This window comes from Sulfitobacter sabulilitoris (genome assembly GCF_005887615.1).
Classification (GTDB): Bacteria; Pseudomonadota; Alphaproteobacteria; order Rhodobacterales; family Rhodobacteraceae; genus Sulfitobacter_E; species Sulfitobacter_E sabulilitoris.
Genome location: NZ_VANS01000001.1, coordinates 1284872 through 1309702 on the forward strand (window position 1 = coordinate 1284872; position 24831 = coordinate 1309702).

Genomic DNA, 24831 nt, shown 5'->3' on the forward strand with positions numbered 1-24831 from the left:
CCTGCCGGCAGTATGTGAATTGTTAACACACCCATCAAACTGTGATATTTATAAACATATGGTGGATAAATTGAACAAACTTGCGCGAGCTCAGGCTTTCCGGATTCGTCTTGCCCGCGCCATGCAGGATGCCGGAACCAACCAGAGCGCGCTGGCGCGTCGCATCGGTGCGGACCGCTCGACCGTGTCCCAGGCCCTGACCGGCGATGGCGCGCGGCTTCCGGGGGCGCATGTGGTCGGTGCCTGTGCCGCCGCCCTCGGGGTGTCGTCCGATTGGCTTCTGGGGCTGTCGGACCGGCCGGAAAACGCCGCCGACCTGATGTCTGCCAGCCTGTCGATGAGCCAGGCACCGCGCGCGCTGATCGACGAACGGATCTTTGCCTGGCACCAGGAGGCCGCGGGCTACAAGATCCGCCACGTGCCCGCCGCCCTGCCCGACATGCTCAAGACGCAAGCGGTGCTGGAGTGGGAATACGGGCCGCACCTTGGCCGGACCACGACGCAGGCGATCAATTCATCGCGCGACCGGCTCGACTGGATGCGCCGCGCGCAGTCGGACTATGAAATCGCCATGCCGCTCTACGAAGTGCAGAGTTTCGCCGCCGGGACCAGCTACTACGCGGGCCTGTCCGGCGCGGTGCGGCGCGCGCAGATCGACCACCTGATCGGCCTCACCCGGCAGCTTTATCCCCGCCTGCGGATCTATCTCTTCGATGCGCGTCGGCTGTATTCCGCGCCGGTCACGATCTTTGGTCCGCTGCTGGCGGTGTTCTTTACCGGCGGGCATTACATGGCCTTTCGCGACCGTGACCGGATCGAGACCTTTACCGACGACTTCGATCTACTGATCCGCGAGGCGCAGATCACCGCCCGGCAATTTCCCGATCACCTGGAAGAATTACGCCACCTGACGGCCTGACCGCTCATGGCCTTGGATCGGGATTTTCCGTGTGCCCATCCACCGCGATCACCTGCCCCGACACACGCCGCGCGGCGTCAGAGCCCAGAAACACCGCCATGTCCGCCACGTCGCGCGCCTCGACAAAGCTGCGCATGGACGTACCCGCGGCATACCCCCGATAGACCTGATCGCGCGTCATGCTCTTGGCCGCCGCTTCGCGCGCCAGCACGCCTTCCATGCGCGGCCCCTCGACCGCGCCGGGACAGATCGCGTTGGCGCGGATCCCGAAGGGCCCCAGTTCCATCGCCAGCGTTTTCATCAACCCGATCACCGCCCACTTCGCCGCCGCATAGGGCGCGCGATTGGGATAGCCATGGATCCCGGCGGTCGATGACGTGAGGATCATCGCCCCGCGCCCCGCCGCCTTCATGAGGGGGGTGGCGTGCTTGGCCGCCAGGAATGCTCCTTCGAGGTTCACGGACACGCAGGCGCGCCAGTCGTCCAGCGCCACGTCCTCCACCCGCGCGGTCGGCCCCGCGACGCCCGCGTTGGCACACAGCACGTCGATCCCGCCCATCGCCGCGATCACCCGGGCCGTCGCATCCTCGTCGGTGGCGCTGGCGGCGTGGCATGTCCAACCCGCCGGGCAGTCCGCCAGCGCCGCGTCGTCCACATCCGTCACCCAGACCTCGAAACCCGCCGCATCGAACGCCCCGCCCATCGCCCGCCCGATGCCCGAGGCCCCGGCGGTGATCAGAACCCGGCTCATCGCGGCGCACCGATGGCGCGCCCCAACCCCTCGGGCCGGGGCAGCGCCGCGTGGCCTTGGGCAAAGCGCGTCAGCGCCGCCTCGATCCCGTCACTCGGCGCGCAGGGCTTGCGGGTTTCAAGACTGACATGCAAAAGGAAATGCTCTCCCGTCGCCAAAAGCCGGTCGCCCGCACGCATCTCGTGGAACAGATGCATCTTCTTGCCCGCCCCTTCGATCACCTGCGTCGCGATGTCGATCACCGTGCCGGCGTGCACCTCGTCGAGATGCCGGATATGGGTCTCGGCGGTGAAATAGCTGCCACCCGAGGCGATGTAGTCGGCATCGCAGCCGATGATCTGCATGAAACGGTCGGTTGCATCCGCAAAGGCCTGCAAATACCGCGATTCCGTCATGTGGCCGTTGTAGTCGGTCCAATCCAGCGGCACGGTGCGATGCGCGGTCGGCACTGGCGCATCCGCCGGGAAATCCGCCGCGACAGCGCCGTGCACCGACCCGGCGCGGATCTGGCGCTCGTGCGCATTCAGCAGCGCGCCCGCGCCCCAATCCTGCGCCTTGAGGCCCCGCATCATCGTGACCAGGTTGCCGTCGCGCGCCCGCTCGAGTTCGCGAATGCTCAGGTGACCCGACTGCGCGTCAGACTGCCCCGCGATCAGGTCCACCAGATCGTCGTTGAACTCCGGCACATCCATCAGCTTGGTCCACGGCCATTGCAGCGCGGGGCCGAACTGCGCCATGAAATGCTTCATGCCCGCCTCGCCGCCCGCCACGCGGTAGGTCTCGAACAGCCCCATCTGCGCCCAGCGGATGCCAAAGCCGTAGCGGATCGCGTTGTCGATCTCCTCGGTGGTGGCGATGCCGTCCTTGACCAGCCACAGCGCCTCGCGCCACACCGCCTCGAGAAACCGATCCGCCACATGCGCGTCGATCTCTTTTTTCAGGTGCAGCGGATACATCCCGAGCGAGGTCAGCGCCGCCTGGGCGGCCTTGATCCGGTCCGCGTCGTTCGCGGGCGTGCTGACCAGTTCGACCAGTGGCAGCAGATACACCGGGTTGAACGGATGCGCGACCATGATCTGGCCGGGCGCCGCTGCGCCCTGCTGCAATTCGCTGGGCTTGAAGCCAGAGGTCGAGGACCCGATCACCGCACCCGGATCGCAGGCGGCCTGAACCTCGGCAAAGGTGGCGTGCTTGATATCCAGCCGCTCCGGTACGCTTTCCTGGATCCACTCCGCGCCGGCTACGGCCTGCGCGATTTCGGGGTGAAAGCTGATCGTGCCCTCATCGGGCAACGCGACGTCCAAAAGCCCCGGCAGGGACCGGCGCGCGTTGGCCATGACCTCGCCGATCTTGCGCTTGGCCTCGGGGTCAGGATCGAACACCCGAACATTCCATCCGTTCAGGGCAAAGCGCGCGGCCCAACCGCCCCCGATCACGCCGCCGCCGATCACTGCTGCCGTTCTGGTCATTGCGGTCTCCTGTTCAGTCGCCGGGTGTCCCAGCCGTAGAAATCCAATATCTCGGTCGCCGCTGCGAGGCGGTCTTCGCGGGGAAAACCGCTCCGGTCCAGCACCGCGCCCCGGCTGCCCGATGCGGTGCCGATGGCGGCGGTGCGCTGACCCTCGTCCAGCCACATGACCACCAGTTTGGCGGGTTCCGGCGGATCGATCTGGTCCATCACGCCGCTGGCCGCCACCCGGTACATCCGCCTCGGGCCGTTGCCGGTCTCCGTCATAACGCCGGTCGCCGGGTCATAGGCATAGCGGCGGATCGTCTCTTCGGGCGCGCCGAACTGTGCGATCACCTCCCAGTCTCCGGCAAAGCGGACAGGGTCGAACCGCGACGTGCTGCCGATGGCCGAGGTCGGATTGCGGAACGGGATCGGACCCGCCGGTTCAGGCGGCGTCGCCGCGCAGCCCGCCAGTGCCATAGATGCCCCGATCACGGCGCCGATGCGAAGCCGCCGTGACACCGGCGCAGTCCTGTCGCCGGGCCTCACGCCTTCGGCGCCCGTTTGACCAGCCCCAGCTTCTCGCGCACCTCGGCCGGGCCGATGACCCGCGCGCCCATGTTCTCGATGATGCTGCCCGCGCGTTCGACCAACTGCCAGTTTTCGGCCAGCACCCCCTTGTCGAGCCACAGGTTGTCTTCCAGACCGACGCGCACGTGCCCCCCCGCCAGGACCGACGCCGCGACATAGGCCATCTGGTTGCGGCCCAGTCCGAAGGCGGAAAAGGTCCAGTCGTCGGGCACGTTGTTGACCATCGCCATGAAGGTATTCAGATCGTCCGGCGCGCCCCACGGCACCCCCATGCACAGTTGCACCAGCGCGGGAGCCTCGAGCACGCCATCCTTAACCAATTGTTTCGCATACCATAAATGACCGGTGTCAAAGGCCTCTATCTCGGGCTTGACGCCAAGCTGGGTCATCATGCGGCCCATCGCCTGCAACATGCCGGGCGTGTTGGTCATCACGTAATCGGCCTCGGCAAAATTCATCGTGCCGCAATCGAGCGTACAGATCTCGGGCAGGCATTCGGCCACGTGCTGCACCCGCTCCGCCGCGCCGATCATGTCGGTCCCCGCGTCCTGCAGCGGCAGCGGGCGCTCCGTCGGGCCAAAGATCATGTCGCCGCCCATGCCGGCCGTGAGGTTCAGCACCACATCGACCTCCGCCTCGCGGATCCGTTCCGTCACCTCGCGGTAATAGGCGAGATTTCGGCTCGGCGCGCCGGTCTCTGGGTCGCGAACATGGCAGTGCACCACCGCCGCCCCTGCCTTGGCCGCGGCAATCGCGGACATCGCGATCTGTTCGGGGCTGCGCGGGACATGGTGGCTGCGGTCCTGCGTACCGCCCGATCCGGTCACGGCACAGGTGATGAAAACGTCGCGGTTCATGGTCAATGGCATCTGTGGCCCTCCGATCGGATGAATTGGCCGCAGTCTGCCGCAGATGGACAGGCGTCACTTTATGCAATACGAAAATGACTTTATGAAATCCGTAGAAATCACGCGCACCACCGTTCTGGTTCTCGATGCCTGTAACACGCTGAGTTTCGCCGCCGCCGTGGACCCGATGCGTGCGGCCAACCGGCAGGCGGGGCGGATGCTTTTCGACTGGCGCTTTGCCACGCCCGACGACCGGCCCGTGCGTTTGACCAGCGGGCTCGAAGTGCCTGCCGCCCCCCTCAACCGGGTAGAGCGGTGCGACCTTCTGCTGATCGTGGCGGGTTTCGATCTGGACCGGCAATCGACGCCTGCGCTCAACGCCAGCCTGCGGCGGCTGGCCGGATCACGGACCACGGTGGCCGGCATCGACGGCGGCCCGTGGGTGATGGCGCGCGCCGGGTTGCTGGACGGGCACGGCGCCACCACCCATTGGGAGGATCTGGATCGCTTTGCGCAATGTTTTCCCCAGGTTGACCTGGTCAATGCGCGCTATCACGTCTCGGGCGACCGGATCACCAGCGGTGGCGCCGCGCCCGCGATCGAAATGATGCTGCACCTCATCGGCGCGCGGCACGGGGCGGCGCTCGCGGCAAAGATTGCGGGCAGTTTCATCTACGATGCCACCGCCGCCGCCACCCGGCCGCAAACCCGCCGGGGCGCCGGCCCGCGCCATTCGCCCCTGACGGCGCGCGCGCAGGCGATCATGGAACGCGCGCTGGACGATCCGAAACCGATTGCCGCGATCGCCCGCGACCTCGGTCAAAGCCCGCGGGCGCTGCAACTGCTGTTCCGCGCGCGGCTTGGCACGACGCCGCAGGGGCATTACCTGTCGCTCCGCCTGGCCGAGGCGCAGCGGCTGGTCACGCAGACCGACAGGCCCCTGCAAGAGGTCGCACTGGCCACGGGCTTTGCATCGCAATCCAGTTTCGCCCGCGCCTACCGTCACGCCTTTGGCGGATCCGCCCGGCAGGCGCGCCGCGGTCAGTAAGGCATGGGATGCGCACGGTGCGCGGTGTCGATCTCGGCCATGACCTCTTCCGAGAGGGTCACATCGACCGCCCCCAGAGCCACCTCAAGTTGGTCCATCGTGGTCGATCCGAAGATCACCGAGGTCATGAAGAGCCGCGTCAGGCACCACGCCAGCGCCATCTGCGACGGGTCGAGCCCATGCCGCCGCGCGATGTCGAGATAGGCATCGACCGCCGCAAAGGCGCGGTCGGTCTTGCGCCCGCCCAGATCGCCGTTGAGCGACATGCGCGAGCCATCCGGGATCGCGCCACCCTGGTACTTGCCCGTCAGCAGGCCCGCCGCCAGCGGCGAAAACGACAAAAGCCCGACATCCTCGTTCACGCAGGTTTCGGCGAGATCGGTATCGGCCATCCGGCACATCAGCGAATACTCGTTCTGGATCGACGCGACGCGCGGCCCGCCCGCCCGCGCGGCGGCCTCGACCCACTGGGTCGTGCCCCAGGCGCTTTCGTTGGACAGACCGAAGGCCCGGATCGTGCCCCGCTCCACCTCGCGCTGCAGCGCGCCCAGCGCGTCCTCCATGTGGGCAATCGTGTCGGCCCGGTTCTGGCCGGAGGGATCGAATGTCCAGTTCTTGCGAAACATGTAGCTGCCGCGATTGGGCCAGTGAAACTGATACAGATCGATGTAATCTGTCTTGAGCCGCCGCAGCGACCCTTCGATCGCCTCCGGGATCGTCTGTGACGTGATCGGCGCACCGTCGCGGACCGCCGCCAGCCCTTCACCCGAATGTTTGGTCGCCAGCACGACATCGCCGCGCCGGCCGTCCCGTTCGAACCACAGGCCGATGATCCGCTCTGTCCGACCGATGGTTTCTGCGCTGACCGGGTTCACCGGGTACATTTCTGCGGTATCGATAAAATTGATGCCCGCCATCAGCGCGCGGTCGATCTGGTCGTGGCCCTCCTCGGCGGTGTTCTGCGTGCCCCAGGTCATCGACCCCAGACACAGTTCGGACACCTCGATACCGGTACGGCCCAGCGGGTTCATCTTCATGGTGTTTTCCTTTGGCAATTCGCGCGCCACCCTAGTGCGCCCACCGCCTGTGGCAAGCGGGTTTCCCGAGCAGACCACGATTCCAGACTTGAGAACATTTGCGGAACATCGTAGAATTTTCACATGACGATCCCTGCCTCCCTCCTCACCCGCAGGCCCGCGCGGCAAGGCCCTGCCGTCTCGCTCCTGCCGGATGAGGCAGAGCTGTCGCTGGTCCTGTCGCGCGTCCACGAAGCCTGCGGGCCCGCGCGCCGCACGCTTGCGCTGTGGCTCGCGGCGCGGACCACGGGGCCGGTGATCTGGATCGCGCCGGAGTGGGGCCCCGACCGGCTGCATGCCGACGGGGTGATGCGGCTCATCGATCCTGCACGCCTGATCTTCGTGCACCCCAAACGCCCCGAGGACCTGTTGTGGAGCATGGAGGAGGTGCTGCGCGCGGGCGCCGTGGCACTGGCGGTGGCCGACCTGCCGGGCCTGCCCGGCCTGACGCCGGTGCGGCGCATGCACCTGGCCGCCGAAACCGGCACGCAGGAAGGCCAGCACGCGCCACTGGGTCTGTTGCTGACCCCCGGCACGGGCGGCGCGCAGGGGGTCGAGACACGTTGGCACCTGGCCGGGGCGCATCAGGGCAAGGCGCCCGGCTGGCGGCTGGAGCGGCTGCGCGCCCGCACCGCCCCGCGCAAAAGCTGGACGCTGGCGCAGGGCGGCGCGCAAGGGCAATTGCACATCGCGCAGGCGTGACACCTGTTGCCGCGCCGTTTTCGCGCTATATTGGCAGGAACACCCGGAAAGATCCGCCCATGCGCGCCCTCATGCCTCGTCGTGCGTTCCTGCTCTGCGCACTGGCAGCGGCCAGCCCCGTGCAGGCCGCGCCGCGCGATTACGTTCTCTCGCCGCAAGCCTCGCAGATATCGTTTGTCTTCACGCTCAACGGCAGTCCGCAAGTCGGAACCGCGCCGGTCGCCAGCGCCGATCTGCGCGTCGACCCCGCCAACCTTGCCGCCTCCACCGCCGATGTGCGGGCCGACATCAGCCGCGCGAGAACCGGCCTGGTCTTTGCCACGCAGGCGCTCAAGAGCCGCGACGTGCTGGATGCGGCCAGATACCCGATCGTGCGCTTCGTCTCGACCAGCATCCAACTGGGCCGCAAGGGGCGTATTTCCGGCGGAGCGACCATCACCGGCCGACTGACCCTGCGCGGCGTCACCCGGCCCCTGCGCCTGAACGCGACGCTGACGCGCCCGGCAGGCACCGCGCCGGACGATCTGTCAATACTCAACATCCACCTCACCGGCGCGCTCAGCCGCAGCGCCTATGGGGCCAGCGGCTTTGCCGATCTGGTGGCCGACCGCGTCGATCTGGACATTCGCGCCCAGATCCGCGCGCGGGGCTGAATCAGAAGGCTGAAAAGCGACGCGATTTGTCGATTAACCGCTTGGTCCGCACACCAATTCCGGACAGAGTGGCCGGGATATGCGCCTGCTCATTTCCTTTGCCGCCTTGTTCTTGTCTGCGATCCTGTTGCAGCTGTCCTCGGGCGGCGTGGGGCCACTGGATGCCTTGTCAGGCCTTGTCCTCGATTTCTCGCGGCAAGAGATCGGGATGTTGGGTTCGGCGCATTTCCTGGGTTTTTTCATCGGTTGCTGGTGGGCGCCGCGCCTGATGGGCAGCGTCGGCCACAGCCGCGCATTCGCCACCTTCACCGCCGCCGGATCGATCGGGCTTATGTCGCACATGCTGGTGGTCGACCCCTACGCCTGGGCGCTGATGCGCGTGGGCTCGGGCCTGTGCGTGGCGGGGTGCTACACGGTGATCGAGGCCTGGCTGCAAGCCAAGGTCACGAACAAGACGCGCGGTCGCACGATGGGCGTCTACCGGGTGGTAGACATGAGCGGATCGCTGGCGGCGCAGATGATCATCAGCGTGCTCGCCCCGGCGTCCTACGTCTCTTACAATCTGCTGGCCATCATATGCTGCGCGGCGCTTTTGCCGCTGACGCTGACCACGGTCCAGCAACCCGAAACCCCCGCATCGCCACGCCTGCGGCCCCGTCTTGCCGTCGATCGCTCGCCTCTTGCCGCCGCCGGCGTGGTCGTCGCCGCCCTGTCGAGCGCGTCATTTCGCATGGTCGGTCCGGTCTATGGGCAGGAGGTCGGCCTGAGCACGGACCAGATCGCCTGGTTCCTGTCGGCCTTCGTGCTGGGCGGCGCGCTGGCGCAATACCCGGTGGGGTGGCTGGCGGACAAGTTCGACCGGCGCTGGGTTCTGATCTGGCTCTCGGTGGCGGCTATCGCATCCAGCGGCGTCACGATTTCCGCCTCGGGCCTTGGCACGGAGGGCATCATGCTGTCGGCCGGGCTGTTCGGCCTGACGACCTTTCCGATCTACTCGGTCGCCGCCGCGCACGCCCATGATTTCGCCAGCGCGGACGAACGGGTCGAGTTGTCGGCGGCACTGATGTTCTTTTTCGCCGTGGGCGCCATCGCGGCCCCTTTCATCGCCTCGGTGCTGATCGAAAATTTCGGGCCCGGCGCGCTGTTCACGATGATTGGTGCGGGGCATGCGGTGCTGGTGGTCTTTGGCCTGACACGCATGCGCGCGCGCCCCACCCCGCGCGAACGGACCCGCTATATCTACGCCCCGCGCACCAGCTTCCTGATCGGGCGGCTCACGCAACGCATCCGCAACCGCAGCGACGACTGAACGGCTGGCCCCCGGCCCGCGCCCCTGCTAAAGCAGCGAGACCCGCAGACCAAAGGCCACAGCATGACCCGTCATTTGATCACCTCCGCCATTCCCTACATCAACGGGATCAAACACCTCGGCAACCTTATAGGCAGCCAGCTGCCCGCCGATCTGTATGCCCGCTATCAGCGCGCGCGCGGCAACGAGGTGCTGTTTTTGTGCGCCACCGACGAACATGGCACGCCGGCGGAACTGGCGGCGGCCAGGGCCGGCAAGCCGGTCGCGCAATACTGCGCCGAGATGCATGCCGTACAGGCCGAGATCGCGCGCGGCTTCAGGCTCTCCTTTGACCATTTCGGGCGGTCGTCCAGCCCCCAGAACCACGCGCTGACCCAGCATTTCGCGGGCAAGCTGGCGGAAAACGGGCTGATCGCGGAAGTCACCGAAAGCCAGGTCTATTCCAAGGCCGACGGCCGGTTTCTTCCCGATCGCTATATCGAGGGCACCTGCCCCAACTGCGGCTATGATCGCGCGCGCGGCGACCAGTGCGAAAACTGCACCAAGCAGCTTGATCCAACCGACCTGATCGACCCGCGCAGCGCGATTTCCGGCTCCACCGACCTTGAAGTGCGCGAAACCAAGCACCTGTATCTGCGCCAATCCAAGCTGAAGGACGAACTGGACGCCTGGATCGACAGCAAGACCGACTGGCCGGTGCTGACCACGTCCATCGCCAAGAAATGGCTGCATGACGGCGAAGGCCTGCGCGACCGCGGCATCACCCGCGATCTGGATTGGGGCATTCCGGTCCGGAAAGGCACCGAGGAGTGGCCCGGCATGGAGGGCAAGGTGTTCTATGTCTGGTTCGACGCGCCCATCGAATACATCGCCTGCGCCGCCGAATGGGCAGAGGCCGGGGGCCTGCCGGAGGCCGACTGGCAACGTTGGTGGCGCACCGACAAGGGCGCGGATGACGTGCGTTACACGCAATTCATGGGCAAGGACAACGTGCCCTTTCACACGCTCAGCTTTCCGGCCACGATCATCGGCTCGGGCGAGCCGTGGAAGCTGGTCGATCACTTGAAGTCGTTCAACTACCTCAACTACGACGGCGGCCAGTTCTCGACCTCACAGGGGCGCGGTATCTTCATGGATCAGGCGCTCGACATCCTGCCGCCGGATTATTGGCGCTGGTGGCTGCTAAGCCACGCCCCCGAAAGTTCGGACGCCGAATTCACCTGGGAGAATTTCCAGGCGTCGGTGAACAAGGACCTCGCGGATGTGCTGGGCAATTTCGTCAGCCGGATCACGAAATTCTGCCGGTCCAAGTTTGGCGAAACCGTGCCCGACGGCGGAACGTTCGGCCCCGAGGAAGAGGCGCTCATCGCCGATCTGACAACCCGCACCGCCCGCTATGCCGAGATGATGGAGGCGATGGAGGTCCGCAAGTCGGCGCAGGAACTGCGCGCGATCTGGGCGGCCGGCAACGAATACCTGCAGACGGTCGCACCGTGGTCCACGTTCAAGACCGATCCGCAGGCCGCCGCCGCGCAGACCCGGCTTGCCCTGAACCTCGTGCGATTTTACGCGGTTCTCTCCGCGCCATTCGTGCCGGATGCCGCCGCGGCAATGCTGGCGGGGATGAAATCGGAAGACGCAAGCTGGCCCGATGATGTGCCCGCAGCGCTCGCGGCGCTGCCGCCCGGCCATGGTTTCGAGGTCCCCGAGGTTCTCTTTGCCAAGATCACGGATGAAAACCGCGAAGCCTGGGCCGAACGGTTTTCCGGCCATCGCGACTGATCCGCGACGCCCGCAGGCAGCGCCGAGGCCGCGCGCCCCATGAGCGCGGGCACTGTGTCTCCGGGCCCTTGCGACCGTGGCGGCACCGCCTAGAACTCCTCCCATCCGGCGTCGATGTCGGACGCGGGCTCTTCTTTGCGTGCCGCGTTGCCATGCGCAACCGGCACGGCGGCGGCAGTGCGCCTGGGCGCGGGGGCAGCCGACCGTATCGGTGTGACCGTGCCGCGTCCGTGCGTGCCGTCGGAGGGATCAAGTCTGAACCGCGCCACAGCCGCGGCAAGCGCATCCGCCTCGGCGGTCAATGCGTGGCTCGCGGCGGTCGTTTCCTCGAACATCGCGGCGTTTTGCTGGGTCACGTGATCCAGTTCGTTCACCGCCGTATTGATCTCGTTCAGGCCGCCGGATTGTTCGCGCGCCGATGTCGCGATCCCCGAAACCCGCTTCGAAATTTCCGACACCGAGGTCACGATGGACGCCAGCGCGGCACCGGTGCGATCGACAAGGTCGACACCCTGCTGGACCTGATCGCCCGAGCTCGAGATCAGCGCGTTGATCTCACGCGCGGCGTCGGAGGAACGTTGCGCCAGCGCACGCACTTCCGTAGCCACGACCGCAAATCCGCGTCCGGCTTCGCCTGCGCGGGCCGCCTCCACCCCCGCGTTGAGCGCCAGCAAGTTGGTTTGAAACGCGATATCGTCGATGACCGAAGTGATCTTTGAGATTTCCTGCGACGAGCTTTTGATACCGTCCATCGCCTCGATGGCGCGGCGCGCCACGTCGCCGCCCTGTTCCGCGTTCTGTTGCGCCTCCGCGGACATCTTGCTCGCGTCGTCGGCCCCCTCGGCGGCAGACCGGACCGACGTCGTCAACTCGTCCAGCGCCGCCGCGGTCTCCTCCAGCGTCGCGGCCTGCTTTTCGGTGCGGCGCGACAGATCGTCTGCCGCACTGGTGATCTCGCTCGTCTCGTTGCGGATCGAATCGGCGTTTTGCATCACGGTCCCCACCGCATCGCGCAGCGACATCACGGCGGCGTTGAAATCCTGTCGCAGCTTTTCGTACTCCGGCGGGAACTGCGCCATGATATCGGTGGTCAGATCTCCTTCAGACAGGTTGGTCAGGGCCACGCCCAGGGCCGATACAACCTGCTTTTGTTCATCCGCGACGCGCGCCTGATCCTTTTCGGCCTTGCGGATCGCCTCTTCATTGGCCGTGACGTCGGTGCCGAGGAAAATACACCGTTCCGCACGCCCCTCTGCCGTCACCACCGAGGTGAAGCTGCCTTCCACCGTCAGCGGCCCAGGCCCCTCGTCGCGCAACATTTCGAACCGGCCATGCAACGGCGTTCCAGACAGCACTGCGGCCTGCAGTGAGTGCGCCGTCTTCTGGCCGCTGCGATCGGCCGAGATGACAGCGCCAAAAGCGCGCGTCAGGAGCAATTGCCGCGACGCGCCAATCAATTTGATCACATTGTCATTGGCATCACACAGCTGACCATTTGTATCGAATTCGACGCGCAGTTGATTGGCGTCGATGGTATCCAGCAACGCCGCATTGCGCTGCGCCTCGGTGCGGTCGCTCCATTCGATGACGGCGCCCATCATCTGCCCGGTCTCGTCCAGCGCCGCGTTCATCTTGATCCGAAGCCGCGCGTCGCCCACCGGCAGGTTGACAGTCAGCGGCAGCGCCGCCTCGCCCTCCGATTTCACGCGCGCAAGCGCCGCGTTCAGACCGCCGATCGCATCCAGGCTCGCACCGACCAGACGCTGCGGCGACACCCCCTGCCACTGCTGCGACAAGTCCGGCATCAGACTGTCCAGCAATTCCTCGCAAGCCGGGTTGACGAAAATGACGGAGAATCTTTCATCGACCATCATCATCGGCGCCGTTGATCCGCCGAAAGCGGCGCTTTTGAACGCACTCTCGCGCGCGGCATCCTTGGCGGTCGACAACGCGTCGCGAAACATCGACAACCGCTTGGCGATACGGCCGATCTCATCCTTGCGACCGACATAAGGCACTTCGACGCCATAGTTTTCCTGCGACACTTCGCTCATGACCGCTTCAAGCCGCAACAACGGGTTGGACATGTAGCGCCGCAAGAAGGTCGCAGCGATCACCAGGGCCGCCATCATGACACCGAACCCCATGAGAAGCGTGTTCATCCGGTTCGCCCTGAGTTGCGCCATCTGGAAATCCGGGCTCCAGCTGCTGACCACGACACCGGCAAGGGCCTTGTCGGCGCCGAAAAAGGCGGGCATCGCAACGGTCAGACCATCGGAGGATACGGCGCCTGCGCCACTGGCAAGCGCTTGGCGCGCCAGATCTTCGGAGGCAGCCGTATCGAATGCGTCCTGTGCGGTGGAGTAGAGAACCTCGCCCGCGCTGTTGAACACAAGCGCGCCCGCCGCATCGGGGGCCGCGGCGTCGATCACGCCGTCCACGACTTCGGTCAGCGCGGCCACGTTCGAGAACTTGATCGCACCGCCCAGTTGCATGGCAAGCAATTCCGACACTTCGCTGGCGCGCTTGCCCAGTGCATCATGTGTCATCTGGCTCTTGGCGTTGGTTTCAAGCGCCTCGATCGTGGCCACGACAACCAGGACACAGGCCGCCACGACAAACGTGCACTTGAAAAAAAGACTGTTGAACGGATTTGCCCGTGTCTTGAGCTTTGCAGTCAGCGTCATGCCGGTTCCCCTTGCGCATATGTTCGCATCGGGGACGCATCGCACCCGTCCCCTCATCTGGTACACCTCTACAGCACGATGTCTTACGGTCGCCTTAATGACCTCTCATGCCCTGTCGCGGTGACTGGCCTGTCGGTCCTGGCGGCGGCAAAAGCAATCGGCCCACCACGAACGCGCCACAGCGCCACCCCTGACCGGGTAAGAATTCTCTTATTCAGATCAAATTGATGCGGTGAGGACGAAGGGACGAAGCCGAGATCAAAACGGCCTTGAGCAGCCAACGTCGGCAGGTCAATGGGAAATGGTGCGGGCGGTGGGACTCGAACCCACACGGGGCTACGCCCCAACAGATTTTAAGTCTGGTATGTCTACCATTCCATCACGCCCGCATCCGGCGCCGGCTTCTGGCCCCAGGGTTCCGGGTTTCAGCCCGGCCTGGACACCATCGCCTTGTCACGATGCCTTGTGTCGTATGCAGATACCGACAGCGTGACAAGGGCTTCGAGCGTTTTCTTCCCGGCCAGCGATGCGGCTCCGCGAAGGCGCGCAGGACCGCATCGGACGGGCACGGCGGCCGATAGCCGGCTCAGAGCTCCTCGCCGACCGGCGCAAGCGGACCGCCATCGGCCAGCAGGAACCGTTCGGACAGCCACGGATTGTTGGCAAGCGCTTCGAGCAATTGGGTTCGCGCCTCGGGAATGCGGCCCAGTTGCATCAACGTCAGCGCCCGGCCCGATTGGGCCGCGACATGGGTGGGAGACAACCCAAGGGCGATATCCAGATCCACAAGCGCCTTGTCGTAATCCTCGCGCAGGTAGTGGATATAGGCGCGCTGGTTGAAGCCCTCGGCATAATCGGGGCAGTACTCGGCCAGCCGGTCGAAATCCTCGTACGCGCCGACGAAATCATAGCTATCGCGCCGGCGCATCCCCCGGTCCAGCACCTCCTGCGCGGCCTCGTCAGGGGCGCGCAGCCAGACGCGCCACATGCGATCAGAGACCTCGCGGCCAGCCCGGTCATTCGGCGCGCGGCGGGCAAGATCGAACAGGTCAGTCAGCTCACTGGCATGATCCGCGGGCGGTGGGCACCCGTCGGCATGTGCCACGGACCCGAAAGACCCGGCGGCGACAAGCGAAACGGCAAGTGAAAGGAGAATACGTTTCATGTGGTCGATGATGGCGCGGCCATTCCTTTGGTCAAGCGTTATCTGCCAGCATCGTTTCCTTCACCGCTTCCATCGCGACATAGGTCGATGTTCCCGCGACATTGGGCAGAGCCGAGATCGTTTCCCCCAGGAACCGCCGATAGATCGCCATGTCGCGCGTGCGCACCTTGAGCAGGTAATCGAAATTTCCTGCAATCATGTGCGCCTGTTCGATTTCGGGGATCTTGATCACGGCGGCGTTGAAGGCCCGTAATGCCGCCTCTCGCGTGTCGCTGAGCCGCACCTCGACGAATGCGACATGATCGAGGCCCAGCAGGATCGGATCCAGAAGCGCCCGGTAGCCGATGATCACGCCGCTGTCTTCCAGCCGGCGCAGACGCGCTTGTGTGGGCGATTTGGACAAACCGATCCGTTTGGCCAGATCGGTGATGCTGATGCGCCCGTCCTCAGCCAGAACAGTCAGGATCGAGCGGTCGAATCGGTCGAGGTCCAATTGGTCGTTTTGCGTGTTTTTCTCTGAATTATGCGTCATTTCGCCCGTCTAACCGGCTATCTTCAGGTATCATGCCCGGCGCATAGGCGTTAGACTAGGACAAATTGAATTCGGAGGGCCCTATGCCACGAGATACGACACAATCCATCCGCCATCAGATCGATGCCCACACCTATGACGACCCGCGGGACGTTCTGGCATCTTTGATCGCGGACGCCGATATCAGCTCGATCGACCGGGCGCAGATCTCGACCAATGCGACCCAGCTTGTCCGCGACATCCGCGGCAGTTCCTCGCCGGGCATGATGGAAGTCTTCCTTGCGGAATACGGTCTTTCGACCGACGAAGGCGTGGCCTTGATGTGCCTGGCCGAGGCGCTGCTGCGGGTGCCGGACGCGGAAACCATCGACGCGCTGATCGAGGACAAGATCGCCCCTTCGGACTGGGGCCGCCACATGGGCCACTCGACATCGAGCCTGGTGAACGCGTCAACATGGGCGCTGATGCTGACGGGCCGGGTTCTCGACGATCACCAGCCGGGTCCGGTGCGCCATCTGCGCGCTGCGATCAAGCGCCTGGGCGAGCCTGTCATCCGCACCGCTGTCAGCCGCGCAATGAAGGAGATGGGCCGCCAGTTCGTTCTGGGCGAGACCATCAACAGCGCGATGGACCGCGCACAAAAGCGTGAAAAGCAGGGGTATACCTATTCCTACGACATGCTGGGCGAAGCCGCCCGCACCGAAGCGGACGCCAAGCGCTATCACCTGAGCTACAGCCGCGCGATCTCCGCGATCGCCAACGCCTGCACCTCCGATGACATCCGTATGAACCCCGGCATCTCGGTCAAGCTGTCGGCCCTGCATCCCCGCTACGAGATCGCACAGGAAGACGCCGTACTGCGCGACCTGGTGCCGCGCGTGCGGGCCCTGGCGCTGCTGGCGAAATCGGCGAACATGGGCCTGAACATCGATGCCGAGGAAGCCGACCGCCTTGGGATTTCGATGGAGGTGATCGACCGCGTCATGGGCGAACCGGCGCTGGCCGGCTGGGACGGCTTCGGCGTCGTGGTGCAAGCCTACGGCCTGCGGGCCGCGACGGTGCTCGACAAGCTTTACGAGATGGCCGAGCGCCACGACCGCAAGATCATGGTGCGCCTGGTGAAAGGCGCCTATTGGGACACCGAGATCAAGCGCGCGCAGGTCGAGGGCATCGACGGCTTCCCGCTGTTCACGCAAAAGGCCGTGACGGACGTGTCCTACATCTGTTGCGCGCAGCGCCTGCTGCGCATGACCGACCGGATCTATCCGCAGTTCGCGACCCACAACGCGCATACGGTCGCCGCGATCCTGCATCTGGCCGATGATCCCGAAAAGTACGAATTCCAGCGCCTGCACGGCATGGGGGAAACCCTGCACACGCTGGTGATGGACCAGAACAACACGCGCTGCCGCATCTATGCGCCCGTTGGCGCACACCGCGACCTGCTGGCCTATCTGGTGCGCCGTCTTCTGGAAAACGGCGCCAATTCCAGCTTCGTGAACCAGATCGTCGATGAAAACGTTCCGCCGGAAGTGGTCGCCGCCGATCCCTTCGACACCATCGACATCCCCGCGACCCACATCCCGCGCGGGCCGGAACTGTTCATGCCCGTGCGCCCCAATTCACGCGGCTTCGACCTGACGCACAGCCAGACGCTCGACGACATCGACGCGGTACGCGACCCGTGGAAAACCCACACCTGGAAAGCCGGCGCGCTGCTGGCGGGCAAGGCCGACGCCTCTGGCAAGGAGAGCAAGGTCATCAACCCCGCCAATCCCTCGGACAGCCCCGGAACGGTCGTCAACGCCACTCCGGCCGACGTGGATACCGCGTTGAAACTGGCGCGCCCGTGGTCCGACCCGCTGGAGGATCGCCGCGCCGTGCTCAACCGCGCCGCCGACCTGCTCGAGGAAAACTATGGCGAGATTTTCGCCATGTTGACGCGTGAGGCCGGCAAGGGCTTGCCCGACGGTGTGGCCGAATTGCGTGAAGCTGTTGATTTTCTGCGTTATTATTCGGTTCAATCCACCGACACGCCGCCCGCGGGCATCTTTACATGCATCTCGCCGTGGAACTTCCCACTGGCCATCTTCTGCGGTCAGATCAGTGCGGCCCTGGCCGCTGGCAACGCCGTGCTGGCGAAACCCGCTGAACAGACGCCGCTGATCGCGCATCTGGCGGTCAAGCTGATGCACGAAGCAGGCGTGCCCAAGGAAGCGCTGCAACTGCTGCCGGGCGGCGGTGACGTCGGTGCGGCGCTGACCTCGGATGTGCGGATCAACGGTGTGGCCTTCACCGGCTCCACCCAGACGGCACAGCGCATCCGCAAGGCGATGAGCGAGCATTGCGCGCCCGGCACCCCGCTGATTGCGGAGACCGGCGGACTGAACGCCATGATCGTGGACAGCACCGCCCTGCCCGAACAGGCCGTTCAGGCGATCATCGAAAGCGCCTTCCAATCCGCGGGTCAGCGGTGCTCGGCGCTGCGTTGCCTCTACGTTCAGGAGGACATCGCCAAGGATTTCACCGAAATGCTGATCGGGGCGATGAAATGCCTCAACATGGGTGATCCCTGGAACCTGTCGACCGATGTCGGCCCGGTCATCGACGAGGCCGCGCGCAAGACGATCGCCGATCACGTCCGCATCGCCCGCGAGGAGGGCCGCGTTCTGGCGGAACTCGCGTGTCCCTCGAACGGCACCTACGTCGCCCCCACCGTGATCAAGGTCGCGGGCATCGGCGATCTGGACCGCGAAATCTTTGGCCCGGTGCTGCATCTCGCGACGTTCAAGGCCGACAAGCTCGATAAGGTCATCGACGACATCAATGCCACCGGGTACGGGCTGACCTTTGGCTTGCAGACACGCATCGACGACCGCGTGCAGCACGTGTCGGAACGGATCGCGGCGGGCAACATCTATATCAACCGCAACCAAATCGGCGCGATTGTCGGCAGCCAACCCTTTGGCGGCGAAGGGCTTTCAGGCACCGGCCCCAAGGCGGGCGGCCCGAACTACCTGCCCCGCTTCTCCGAGCCCGATGTACAGACCAGCAGCCAAAGCTGGGACAGCGCGCAGACCACCCTGCCGCCCTTGCCGGACCAGGGCGAGCATATGCCCCTCAGCGCGCAAAGCCTTCCGGGGCCGACGGGCGAATCGAACCGGCTCAGCACCCTGCCGCGTCATGCGCTGTTGTGCATGGGTCCGGGTGCCGACACGGCCGCGGCCCAGGCCCGTGCCGTCACGGCACTGGGCGGTGTCGCGGTCGAGGCCACGGGCATGATCGATCCCGCGGCCCTGATCGAGGGACCGGGCTATGGCGGCGTGATGTGGTGGGGCGACGAAGACACCGGTCGCGCCATAGAACAGGCGCTGGCCGCGCGCAGCGGGCCGATCATTCCGCTGATCCCGGGTTTGCCAGACGCAGCCCGCGTCCGCGCGGAACGCCACGTCTGCGTCGATACCACCGCCTCGGGCGGCAATGCCGAGCTTTTGGGCACCGCCACCTGACCGCGATCCGATCCCGGATCCGACAGTGCAACCTCGGGACCCCGCCGCCACGTGCCGCGGGGTCCCTTGACCCCACCCGAGATTGGCTTCAGCGTAACAGCATGTTTCCAATTCGCGACCATAATCCGTCGGGCCGCACGCCCTTTGTCACCTACGCGCTGATTGCCGCGAACGTCGGCCTGTTTCTAAGCCAGCTAGGGCTGATGCACGATGCGCGTGCGCTCAACGGTCTCTACATCGACTGGGCGCTGATCCCCGCGCGGATCAGCAGCGGGGATGGCTTTTACACGCTTCTCACTTCGATGTTCCTGCATGGCGGGCTGATGCACCTTGCCGGCAACATGCTGTTCTTATGGATATTCGGCGACAACGTCGAAGACGAGATGGGCCATTTGCCGTTTCTGGGGTTCTATCTCGGCGCGGGCCTTATCGGCGGTGTCCTGCACTATGTGTCCGCCCCGATGTCGGGCGTGCCGACAATTGGCGCCTCGGGCGCGATCGCGGGCGTGATGGGGGGCTACCTTCTGCTGTTTCCGCGCGCCAGGGTCGATATCCTGTTCATCTTCATCGTCTTTTTCCGCATCTTCCCGATCCCCGCCTGGATCATGCTGGCGGTCTGGTTCGGCATGCAGTTCATCGGCGGCATCGGTGCGGATCCCAGCATGGGCGGCGTCGCCTACTGGGCCCATGCGGGCGGTTTTCTCGCCGGGCTGGTGCTGACGGTGCCCGTCTGGCTGCGCCGCGGCGGCCCTGCGTTCTGGCGCCGCACGCACGGCCATCCGCCTCACCCCGAAACGCGCTATCCGCTACAGGCCAGCCGCATCCCAAAGATCCCGCGCAGATGACGGCGCGGTCGCATGACACGGGCGAAACCCGCCGCGCCTCGTGCCATTGCGGCACCGTCGTGCTCGAGGCCTACCTGCCGCAGGGCCTCGGGTCCGCGCAACGCTGCAACTGCTCGTTCTGTCGCCGCCGGGGCGCGGCCGCCGTCACCGCGCGCACCGACCGGGTCAGGGTGATCCAGGGCGCCGGGGCCTTGACACTCTACACCTGGGGTACGCACACCGCGCAGCACTACTTCTGCCGGATCTGCGGCATCTACACCCATCACCGACGCCGCAAGGACCCCGCCGAAACCGGCATCAACCTGGGCTGCATCGATAACGTCCTTCCGCAGGACCTCGAGCCGATTCCCACCGCCGACGGGCGCACCAACCCCTTGGCCTGAGCGCCGCCCGTCTTCTTCTTTTGTTCATAAATATCCCCGCCGGAGGCATCCCCCCGGCCACGGGCGCTAGCCCCGGATCACCTTGGCGAAAGGCGTGTAGATCGCCTCGTTGGCACAGACGACCGTGCCGCTTTCGACGATGTCCGCCTGCGGATCGATCGCCTCAGCCAGACCGCCGGCTTCGCGCACGATGATGATACCGGCCGCCAGATCCCAAGGGTTCAGACGCCGTTCCCAGAACCCGTCGTACCGCCCCGCCGCGACATAGGCCATGTCCAGCGCCGCCGACCCCCAGCGCCGCACACCGGCGCAGCCGGGCAGCAGCCGGCCCAGATCCTTGAGCGTGTCGGGCAGATCGGCGCGCCCGCCAAAGGGCAGACCGGTGGCGAAAATGCTTTCGATCATCTTGTGGCGGCCCGATACACGCAGACGGCTTTCGTTCATCCACGCACCGGCGCCCTTCTCGGCAAAGAACATCTCGTCCTTGGCGGGGTCAAAGACCACCCCCGCCACCATCTGGCCCTTGTGCTCAAGGCCGATCGAGATCGCCCAATGCGGCAGACCGTGCAGAAAATTCGTGGTGCCGTCCAACGGGTCCACGATCCAGCGGCGGGTGGGGTCTTCGCCTTCCGCGCCGCCGCCTTCCTCGGCCAGCCAGCCATAGGTCGGGCGGGCGCCGCGGAGCTCCTCTTTCAGGATCTTTTCGGCGTTGATATCGGCGCGGCTGACGAAATCTCCGGCGCCCTTCATCGACACCTGAAGGTTCTCGACCTCGCGGAAGTCCTTGACCAGCGACCGGCCCGCCTTGCGCGCCGCCTTGATCATGATGTTAAGATTTGCACTGCCAATCATAGTTCCGGGCTCCCGATGGATCAGGCCGGGTCATACGCGGCCCGTCGCGCCTTGCCAAGGGGGTGCGGCAAAGGCCCCTTGCCAGCCCCGCCGCAACCCGTCACCGTGACGCGAACCCGACTGAAAGGAACCCGACCCCATGTCCGACGAAATGAGCCGTATCGTTCTGGCCAGCCGCCCCGACGGCGCGCCCACCCCTGACAATTTCCGCCTCGAGACCGCGCCGGTCCCGACCCCGGGCGACGGCGAGGTGATGGTGCGTGTGCATTACATGTCGCTCGATCCCTATATGCGCGGCCGCATGGACGACGCGAAATCCTATGCCGCATCCGTGCCCGTCGGCGGGCTGATGGAAGGCGGATCGGTGGGCGAGGTCATCGCCTCGAACAGCCCCGCCTTCACGCCCGGCGACATCGCGTTCGGGCCCTTCGGCTGGGCCACGCACGGCGTTGCCCCGGCCAAGCAATGTCGCAAGGTCGACCCGGATCAGGCCCCGATCACCACCTCGCTGGGCGCGCTCGGCATGCCCGGTTTCACCGGCTGGTTCGCCCTGCACGAACATGGCCGCCCCAAAGAGGGCGAAACGCTGGTGGTCGCCGCGGCGACCGGGCCGGTCGGATCGATGGTGGGCCAGATCGCCAAGGCGCGCGGCCTGCGCGCAGTTGGCATCGCGGGCGGGGCGGACAAATGCGCGCTGGCCACCGATCACTTCGGTTTCGACGTCTGCATCGACCACCGCGCCCACGCCACCGCCAAGGACCTGCGCGCCGCGCTGCGGGAGGCCTGTCCCGATGGTATCGACATCTATTTCGAGAATGTCGGCGGCAAGGTGCTCGACGCGGTTCTGCCGCTGATGAACGCGCACGGGCGCATCCCGCTTTGCGGCATGATCGCCTGGTACAATGCCGGCGGCCTTGGCAACGACGCCGCCGAGGAAGGGCTGAGCGCGCCGCGACTGTGGCGGACCATCCTGGTCAGTCACCTGAGCGTGAACGGCTTCATCATCTCGAACCACTGGGACCGCTTTCCCGAATTCATCAGCGAAGTCGGGCCGCTTGTGGGCAACGGCACGATCAAGGTGCAAGAGGACATCACCGAAGGGCTGGAAAACGCGCCGCAGGCCTTTATCGACATGCTCACGGGCGGCAACACCGGCAAGGCGATGGTCAAGGTGGTCTGACGACGCGCCTGCCCGCGCCTGCCCGAATGAGCGGAAATGTGATACACTTCTTCCCATCGCCTGGGAGGGAGTGTCATGTGGAACCTCGATCACTTCGTGGCCGATTGCCGTGCCACCATCGGAAAACCCGATCAGCAAAGGCGCATCGGCGCGCTGATGGACGAAGCCCTGCACGATCCGGGCGCCGTCGCCCGCGCCTTCGGCCCACCGGAGGGGCCCGGCATCACCCCGGTCTATGTCTCGGATGACCTGACCATTCTCAACGTGGTGTGGAAACCGTCGATGACGGTGCAGCCGCACAACCACGAGATGTGGGCCACGATAGGTATCTACGACGGCCGCGAGGACAACATATTCTGGCGCCGGATCAAGGACGATCCGCACCACCGGGTCGAAGCCGCAGGCGCGCGCAACCTGGGCACCGGGGACTGGACGCCGCTGGGCCGCGACATTATTCATTCGGTGACCAACCCGATTGCGCGCCTCACCGGCGCCCTGCATATCTACGGCGGCAATTTCTTCGAAGCTGACCGCAGCGAATGGGATCCCGGCACGTTGCACGAACACGCGCTGGACATCGCGCGGATCAAGGCGATGTTCAGCGACACCTGAGACGCCGGCGTCAGACGGCCTGCAACTTGCGCGCCTCCTCGCCCGCAAGGCCAAGCAGTTTTTGCATGAAGGGTTTGCCCAGATCGTCGCTGCGCACCGCCGCGTAGAGGCGGCGTTTCAGGCCCTTTGCCGTCAAGGGCCGCGTGACATAGTCGGAACTGTATTTCACCTCGCGCACGACCCAGTCCGGCAGGACCGACACGCCCCTGTTGCTGGCCACCAGCAGCAGGATCACCGCCGTCAGTTCCACCTGCCGGATCGCCGCCGGTTCGACCTTGGCGGGGATCAAAAGCTGGCTGAACACATCGAGCCGCGATCGCTCGACCGGATAGGTGATCAGCGTCTCGCCGCGAAAATCATTCGCCTCGACAAAGGACTTTTGCGCCAGCGGGTGCAGGCTGGATGCGACGAACACCGGCGCATAGTCAAAGAGTTCCACGAACTCCACGCCCGGCAGGTCCTCCGGGTCCGAGGACACCACCAGATCGACCTCCTCCTTCAGCAGAGCGGGCAACGCGTCAAAGGCGAGGCCGGGGCGAATGTCCACATCCACGTCGGGCCAGGTCTTGCGAAATTGCTCAAGAACCGGGAACAGCCATTCGAAACAGGCGTGACATTCGATGGCGATGTGCATCCGCCCCGTGCTGCCCGCGCGCAGGCCGGTGAATTCCTCTTGCAGGGCCTCTATCTGCGGAAGCACCTGCTGTGCCAGCTTCAGCAACCGCATCCCAGCGGGCGACAACTTCAACGGCTTGGAGCGGCGCACGAACAACTCCACGCCCGCCTGATCCTCCAACCCCTTGACCTGATGGCTCAGGGCGGATTGCGTGATGTGCATCTGTTCGGCGGCCCGCGCCAGCCCGCCGGCCTCGTGGATGGCCTGTATCGTGCGCAGATGCCGGAACTCGATGTGCATATGAGGCACTCCTCATGTTCAAGATGAAAGTTATGAATTTGTCTCACTTTGATATTCGTGTCACAAGAGACAAAATCAAGAGGATCATCCCATGACCACGCCCGCTGTTTCCTTCGAAGTCTTTCCGCCGCAGTCGATCAACGCCTCCTTCAAGCTGTGGGAGACGGCACAGGCGCTGGCGCCGCTGGCGCCGCGGTTCTTTTCGGTGACATACGGCGCGGGCGGCAGCACGCGAGACCTCACGCATGACGCGGCCTATACGCTGCACCAGTCGTCGGGCCTTCCGGTCGCGGCGCATCTGACCTGCGTCGGCGCCTCGCGGGCCGAGACGCTGGCCACCGCGCAACGCTTTGCCAAGGCTGGCGTGACCGACATCGTGGCCTTGCGCGGTGACCCAGCCAAGGGCGCCGACAGCTTTCAACCCCATCCCGACGGGTTTGCCAATTCCTGCGACCTGATCGAGGCATTGGCGCGCACCGGGCAATTCACGCTGCGTGTCGGCGCCTATCCCGACAAGCACCCCGAGGCGGCAACCCAGGCGGACAACATCGACTGGCTCAAGCGCAAGATCGATGCCGGCGCGGACGAGGCGATCACCCAGTTTTTCTTCGAGGCGGAAACATTCCTGCGGTTCCGGGACGCCTGTGCCGATGCGGGCATCTCCGCCCCGATCACCCCCGGCATCCTGCCGATCACCAACTGGACAAGCGCCCGCAAATTCGCGGTGAAATGCGGCACCGACGTTCCGCTCTGGCTGGACCAGGCGTTCGACGCGGCCATCCGCGACGATCGCCACGATCTTCTGGCGCGGGCGCTTTGTGCCGAATTGTGCTCCGATCTGGTGGATGAAGGCGTGGAGAACCTGCACTTCTACACACTCAACCGCCCCGACCTCACGCGCGAGATCTGCCATGCTCTTGGCGTGACGCCGCAGACCGCGCGGATCCAGAACGTTGCGTAAGGCTTGAACAGACGGCGCCCCGCGCCCTAGCGTCTGCGGACAGACCCATTTCCGGAGACG

General features: G+C 65.4%; 22 protein-coding genes and 1 tRNA gene. 12 read left to right on the plus strand and 11 right to left on the minus strand.

The genetic code is table 11. The features are described from left to right. Nucleotides 1-58 precede the first annotated feature (58 nt). Nucleotides 59-919: a helix-turn-helix domain-containing protein gene (locus FDT80_RS06125; protein ID WP_138661311.1), complete on the plus strand. Its 861-nt coding sequence runs from the start codon at nucleotides 59-61 to the stop codon at nucleotides 917-919. A 4-nt stretch (nucleotides 920-923) separates the two neighbouring features. On the opposite strand, the gene FDT80_RS06130 is transcribed toward FDT80_RS06125, so the two are convergent. The 4 genes from FDT80_RS06130 to bcoG are packed head-to-tail and all read right to left on the minus strand — an operon-like array spanning nucleotide 924 to nucleotide 4580. Further along, nucleotides 924-1670 (minus strand): SDR family oxidoreductase, encoded by a 747-nt coding sequence (locus tag FDT80_RS06130; RefSeq protein ID WP_138661312.1) that lies wholly within the window; start codon nucleotides 1668-1670, stop codon nucleotides 924-926. Continuing rightward, nucleotides 1667-3139: a carnitine 3-dehydrogenase gene (locus FDT80_RS06135; RefSeq protein ID WP_138661313.1), complete on the minus strand. Its 1473-nt coding sequence runs from the start codon at nucleotides 3137-3139 to the stop codon at nucleotides 1667-1669. The genes FDT80_RS06130 and FDT80_RS06135 overlap by 4 nt, the downstream gene beginning before the upstream one ends. Continuing rightward, nucleotides 3136-3642: a lipocalin/fatty acid-binding family protein gene (locus FDT80_RS06140; RefSeq protein ID WP_138661314.1), complete on the minus strand. Its 507-nt coding sequence runs from the start codon at nucleotides 3640-3642 to the stop codon at nucleotides 3136-3138. The genes FDT80_RS06135 and FDT80_RS06140 overlap by 4 nt, the downstream gene beginning before the upstream one ends. A 23-nt stretch (nucleotides 3643-3665) precedes the next feature. Next, nucleotides 3666-4580 carry a 3-dehydrocarnitine:acetyl-CoA trimethylamine transferase BcoG gene (gene bcoG / locus FDT80_RS06145; RefSeq protein ID WP_138661315.1) on the minus strand — a complete coding sequence of 305 codons (915 nt, stop codon included), beginning with the start codon at nucleotides 4578-4580 and terminating at the stop codon, nucleotides 3666-3668. 82 nt (nucleotides 4581-4662) lie between these two features. Between bcoG and FDT80_RS06150 the strand changes: the two genes are divergently transcribed. After that, nucleotides 4663-5607: a GlxA family transcriptional regulator gene (locus FDT80_RS06150; RefSeq protein ID WP_246039877.1), complete on the plus strand. Its 945-nt coding sequence runs from the start codon at nucleotides 4663-4665 to the stop codon at nucleotides 5605-5607. On the opposite strand, the gene FDT80_RS06155 is transcribed toward FDT80_RS06150, so the two are convergent. Then, the gene (locus FDT80_RS06155; RefSeq protein ID WP_138661317.1) at nucleotides 5601-6644 is read right to left on the minus strand and encodes an aldo/keto reductase; all 1044 of its coding nucleotides are present in this window, start codon (nucleotides 6642-6644) and stop codon (nucleotides 5601-5603) included. The two genes, FDT80_RS06150 and FDT80_RS06155, sit on opposite strands and share 7 nt — an antisense overlap. A 123-nt stretch (nucleotides 6645-6767) precedes the next feature. On the opposite strand from FDT80_RS06155, the gene FDT80_RS06160 reads away from it, so the two are divergent. The 4 genes from FDT80_RS06160 to metG all read left to right on the plus strand — a co-directional run bounded on the left by FDT80_RS06160 (nucleotide 6768) and on the right by metG (nucleotide 11129). Further along, nucleotides 6768-7385: an ImuA family protein gene (locus tag FDT80_RS06160; RefSeq protein ID WP_138661318.1), complete on the plus strand. Its 618-nt coding sequence runs from the start codon at nucleotides 6768-6770 to the stop codon at nucleotides 7383-7385. A gap of 59 nt (nucleotides 7386-7444) precedes the next feature. After that, entirely contained in the window at nucleotides 7445-8038 is a 594-nt protein-coding gene (locus FDT80_RS06165) for a YceI family protein (protein WP_138661319.1), read from the plus strand. Nucleotides 8039-8117: 79 nt separating this feature from the next. Next, complete coding sequence (locus FDT80_RS06170; RefSeq protein WP_138661320.1) at nucleotides 8118-9347, plus strand: MFS transporter; 1230 nt, start codon at nucleotides 8118-8120, stop codon at nucleotides 9345-9347. A 63-nt stretch (nucleotides 9348-9410) separates the two neighbouring features. Beyond that, nucleotides 9411-11129, plus strand: a complete 1719-nt coding sequence (gene metG, locus FDT80_RS06175) for a methionine--tRNA ligase (RefSeq protein ID WP_138661321.1) — start codon at nucleotides 9411-9413, stop codon at nucleotides 11127-11129. A gap of 89 nt (nucleotides 11130-11218) precedes the next feature. On the opposite strand, the gene FDT80_RS06180 is transcribed toward metG, so the two are convergent. From FDT80_RS06180 to FDT80_RS06195, 4 genes are all read right to left on the minus strand, one after another. Continuing rightward, nucleotides 11219-13816 carry a methyl-accepting chemotaxis protein gene (locus FDT80_RS06180; RefSeq protein ID WP_212733841.1) on the minus strand — a complete coding sequence of 866 codons (2598 nt, stop codon included), beginning with the start codon at nucleotides 13814-13816 and terminating at the stop codon, nucleotides 11219-11221. A gap of 302 nt (nucleotides 13817-14118) precedes the next feature. After that, nucleotides 14119-14205 (minus strand) — tRNA-Leu (locus FDT80_RS06185). Between the two features lie 197 nt (nucleotides 14206-14402). Beyond that, nucleotides 14403-14981, minus strand: a complete 579-nt coding sequence (locus tag FDT80_RS06190; protein ID WP_246039878.1) for a tetratricopeptide repeat protein — start codon at nucleotides 14979-14981, stop codon at nucleotides 14403-14405. Between the two features lie 31 nt (nucleotides 14982-15012). Next, complete coding sequence (locus FDT80_RS06195) at nucleotides 15013-15513, minus strand: Lrp/AsnC ligand binding domain-containing protein (RefSeq protein ID WP_138661322.1); 501 nt, start codon at nucleotides 15511-15513, stop codon at nucleotides 15013-15015. Between the two features lie 83 nt (nucleotides 15514-15596). On the opposite strand from FDT80_RS06195, the gene putA reads away from it, so the two are divergent. The 3 genes from putA to FDT80_RS06210 all read left to right on the plus strand — a co-directional run bounded on the left by putA (nucleotide 15597) and on the right by FDT80_RS06210 (nucleotide 20250). Next, on the plus strand, nucleotides 15597-19022 hold the full coding sequence (putA, locus tag FDT80_RS06200; protein WP_138661323.1) for a bifunctional proline dehydrogenase/L-glutamate gamma-semialdehyde dehydrogenase PutA: 3426 nt from the start codon (nucleotides 15597-15599) through the stop codon (nucleotides 19020-19022). A gap of 101 nt (nucleotides 19023-19123) precedes the next feature. Next, on the plus strand, nucleotides 19124-19867 hold the full coding sequence (locus FDT80_RS06205) for a rhomboid family intramembrane serine protease (RefSeq protein WP_138661324.1): 744 nt from the start codon (nucleotides 19124-19126) through the stop codon (nucleotides 19865-19867). Beyond that, nucleotides 19864-20250 (plus strand): GFA family protein, encoded by a 387-nt coding sequence (locus tag FDT80_RS06210; protein ID WP_138661325.1) that lies wholly within the window; start codon nucleotides 19864-19866, stop codon nucleotides 20248-20250. Before FDT80_RS06205 ends, FDT80_RS06210 begins: the two co-directional genes overlap by 4 nt. A 66-nt stretch (nucleotides 20251-20316) precedes the next feature. Here FDT80_RS06210 and FDT80_RS06215 read toward each other — a convergent pair whose 3' ends face one another. Further along, nucleotides 20317-21102: an inositol monophosphatase family protein gene (locus FDT80_RS06215; protein WP_138661326.1), complete on the minus strand. Its 786-nt coding sequence runs from the start codon at nucleotides 21100-21102 to the stop codon at nucleotides 20317-20319. Nucleotides 21103-21241: 139 nt separating this feature from the next. On the opposite strand from FDT80_RS06215, the gene FDT80_RS06220 reads away from it, so the two are divergent. Together FDT80_RS06220 and FDT80_RS06225 are read left to right on the plus strand one after the other, a co-directional pair. Further along, complete coding sequence (locus FDT80_RS06220) at nucleotides 21242-22282, plus strand: NADP-dependent oxidoreductase (RefSeq protein ID WP_138661327.1); 1041 nt, start codon at nucleotides 21242-21244, stop codon at nucleotides 22280-22282. Nucleotides 22283-22357: 75 nt separating this feature from the next. Then, on the plus strand, nucleotides 22358-22894 hold the full coding sequence (locus tag FDT80_RS06225; RefSeq protein ID WP_138661328.1) for a hypothetical protein: 537 nt from the start codon (nucleotides 22358-22360) through the stop codon (nucleotides 22892-22894). A gap of 10 nt (nucleotides 22895-22904) precedes the next feature. On the opposite strand, the gene FDT80_RS06230 is transcribed toward FDT80_RS06225, so the two are convergent. Further along, nucleotides 22905-23810: a LysR family transcriptional regulator gene (locus tag FDT80_RS06230; RefSeq protein WP_138661329.1), complete on the minus strand. Its 906-nt coding sequence runs from the start codon at nucleotides 23808-23810 to the stop codon at nucleotides 22905-22907. A gap of 91 nt (nucleotides 23811-23901) precedes the next feature. On the opposite strand from FDT80_RS06230, the gene metF reads away from it, so the two are divergent. After that, on the plus strand, nucleotides 23902-24771 hold the full coding sequence (gene metF, locus FDT80_RS06235; protein ID WP_138661330.1) for a methylenetetrahydrofolate reductase [NAD(P)H]: 870 nt from the start codon (nucleotides 23902-23904) through the stop codon (nucleotides 24769-24771). Nucleotides 24772-24831: the final 60 nt, after the last annotated feature.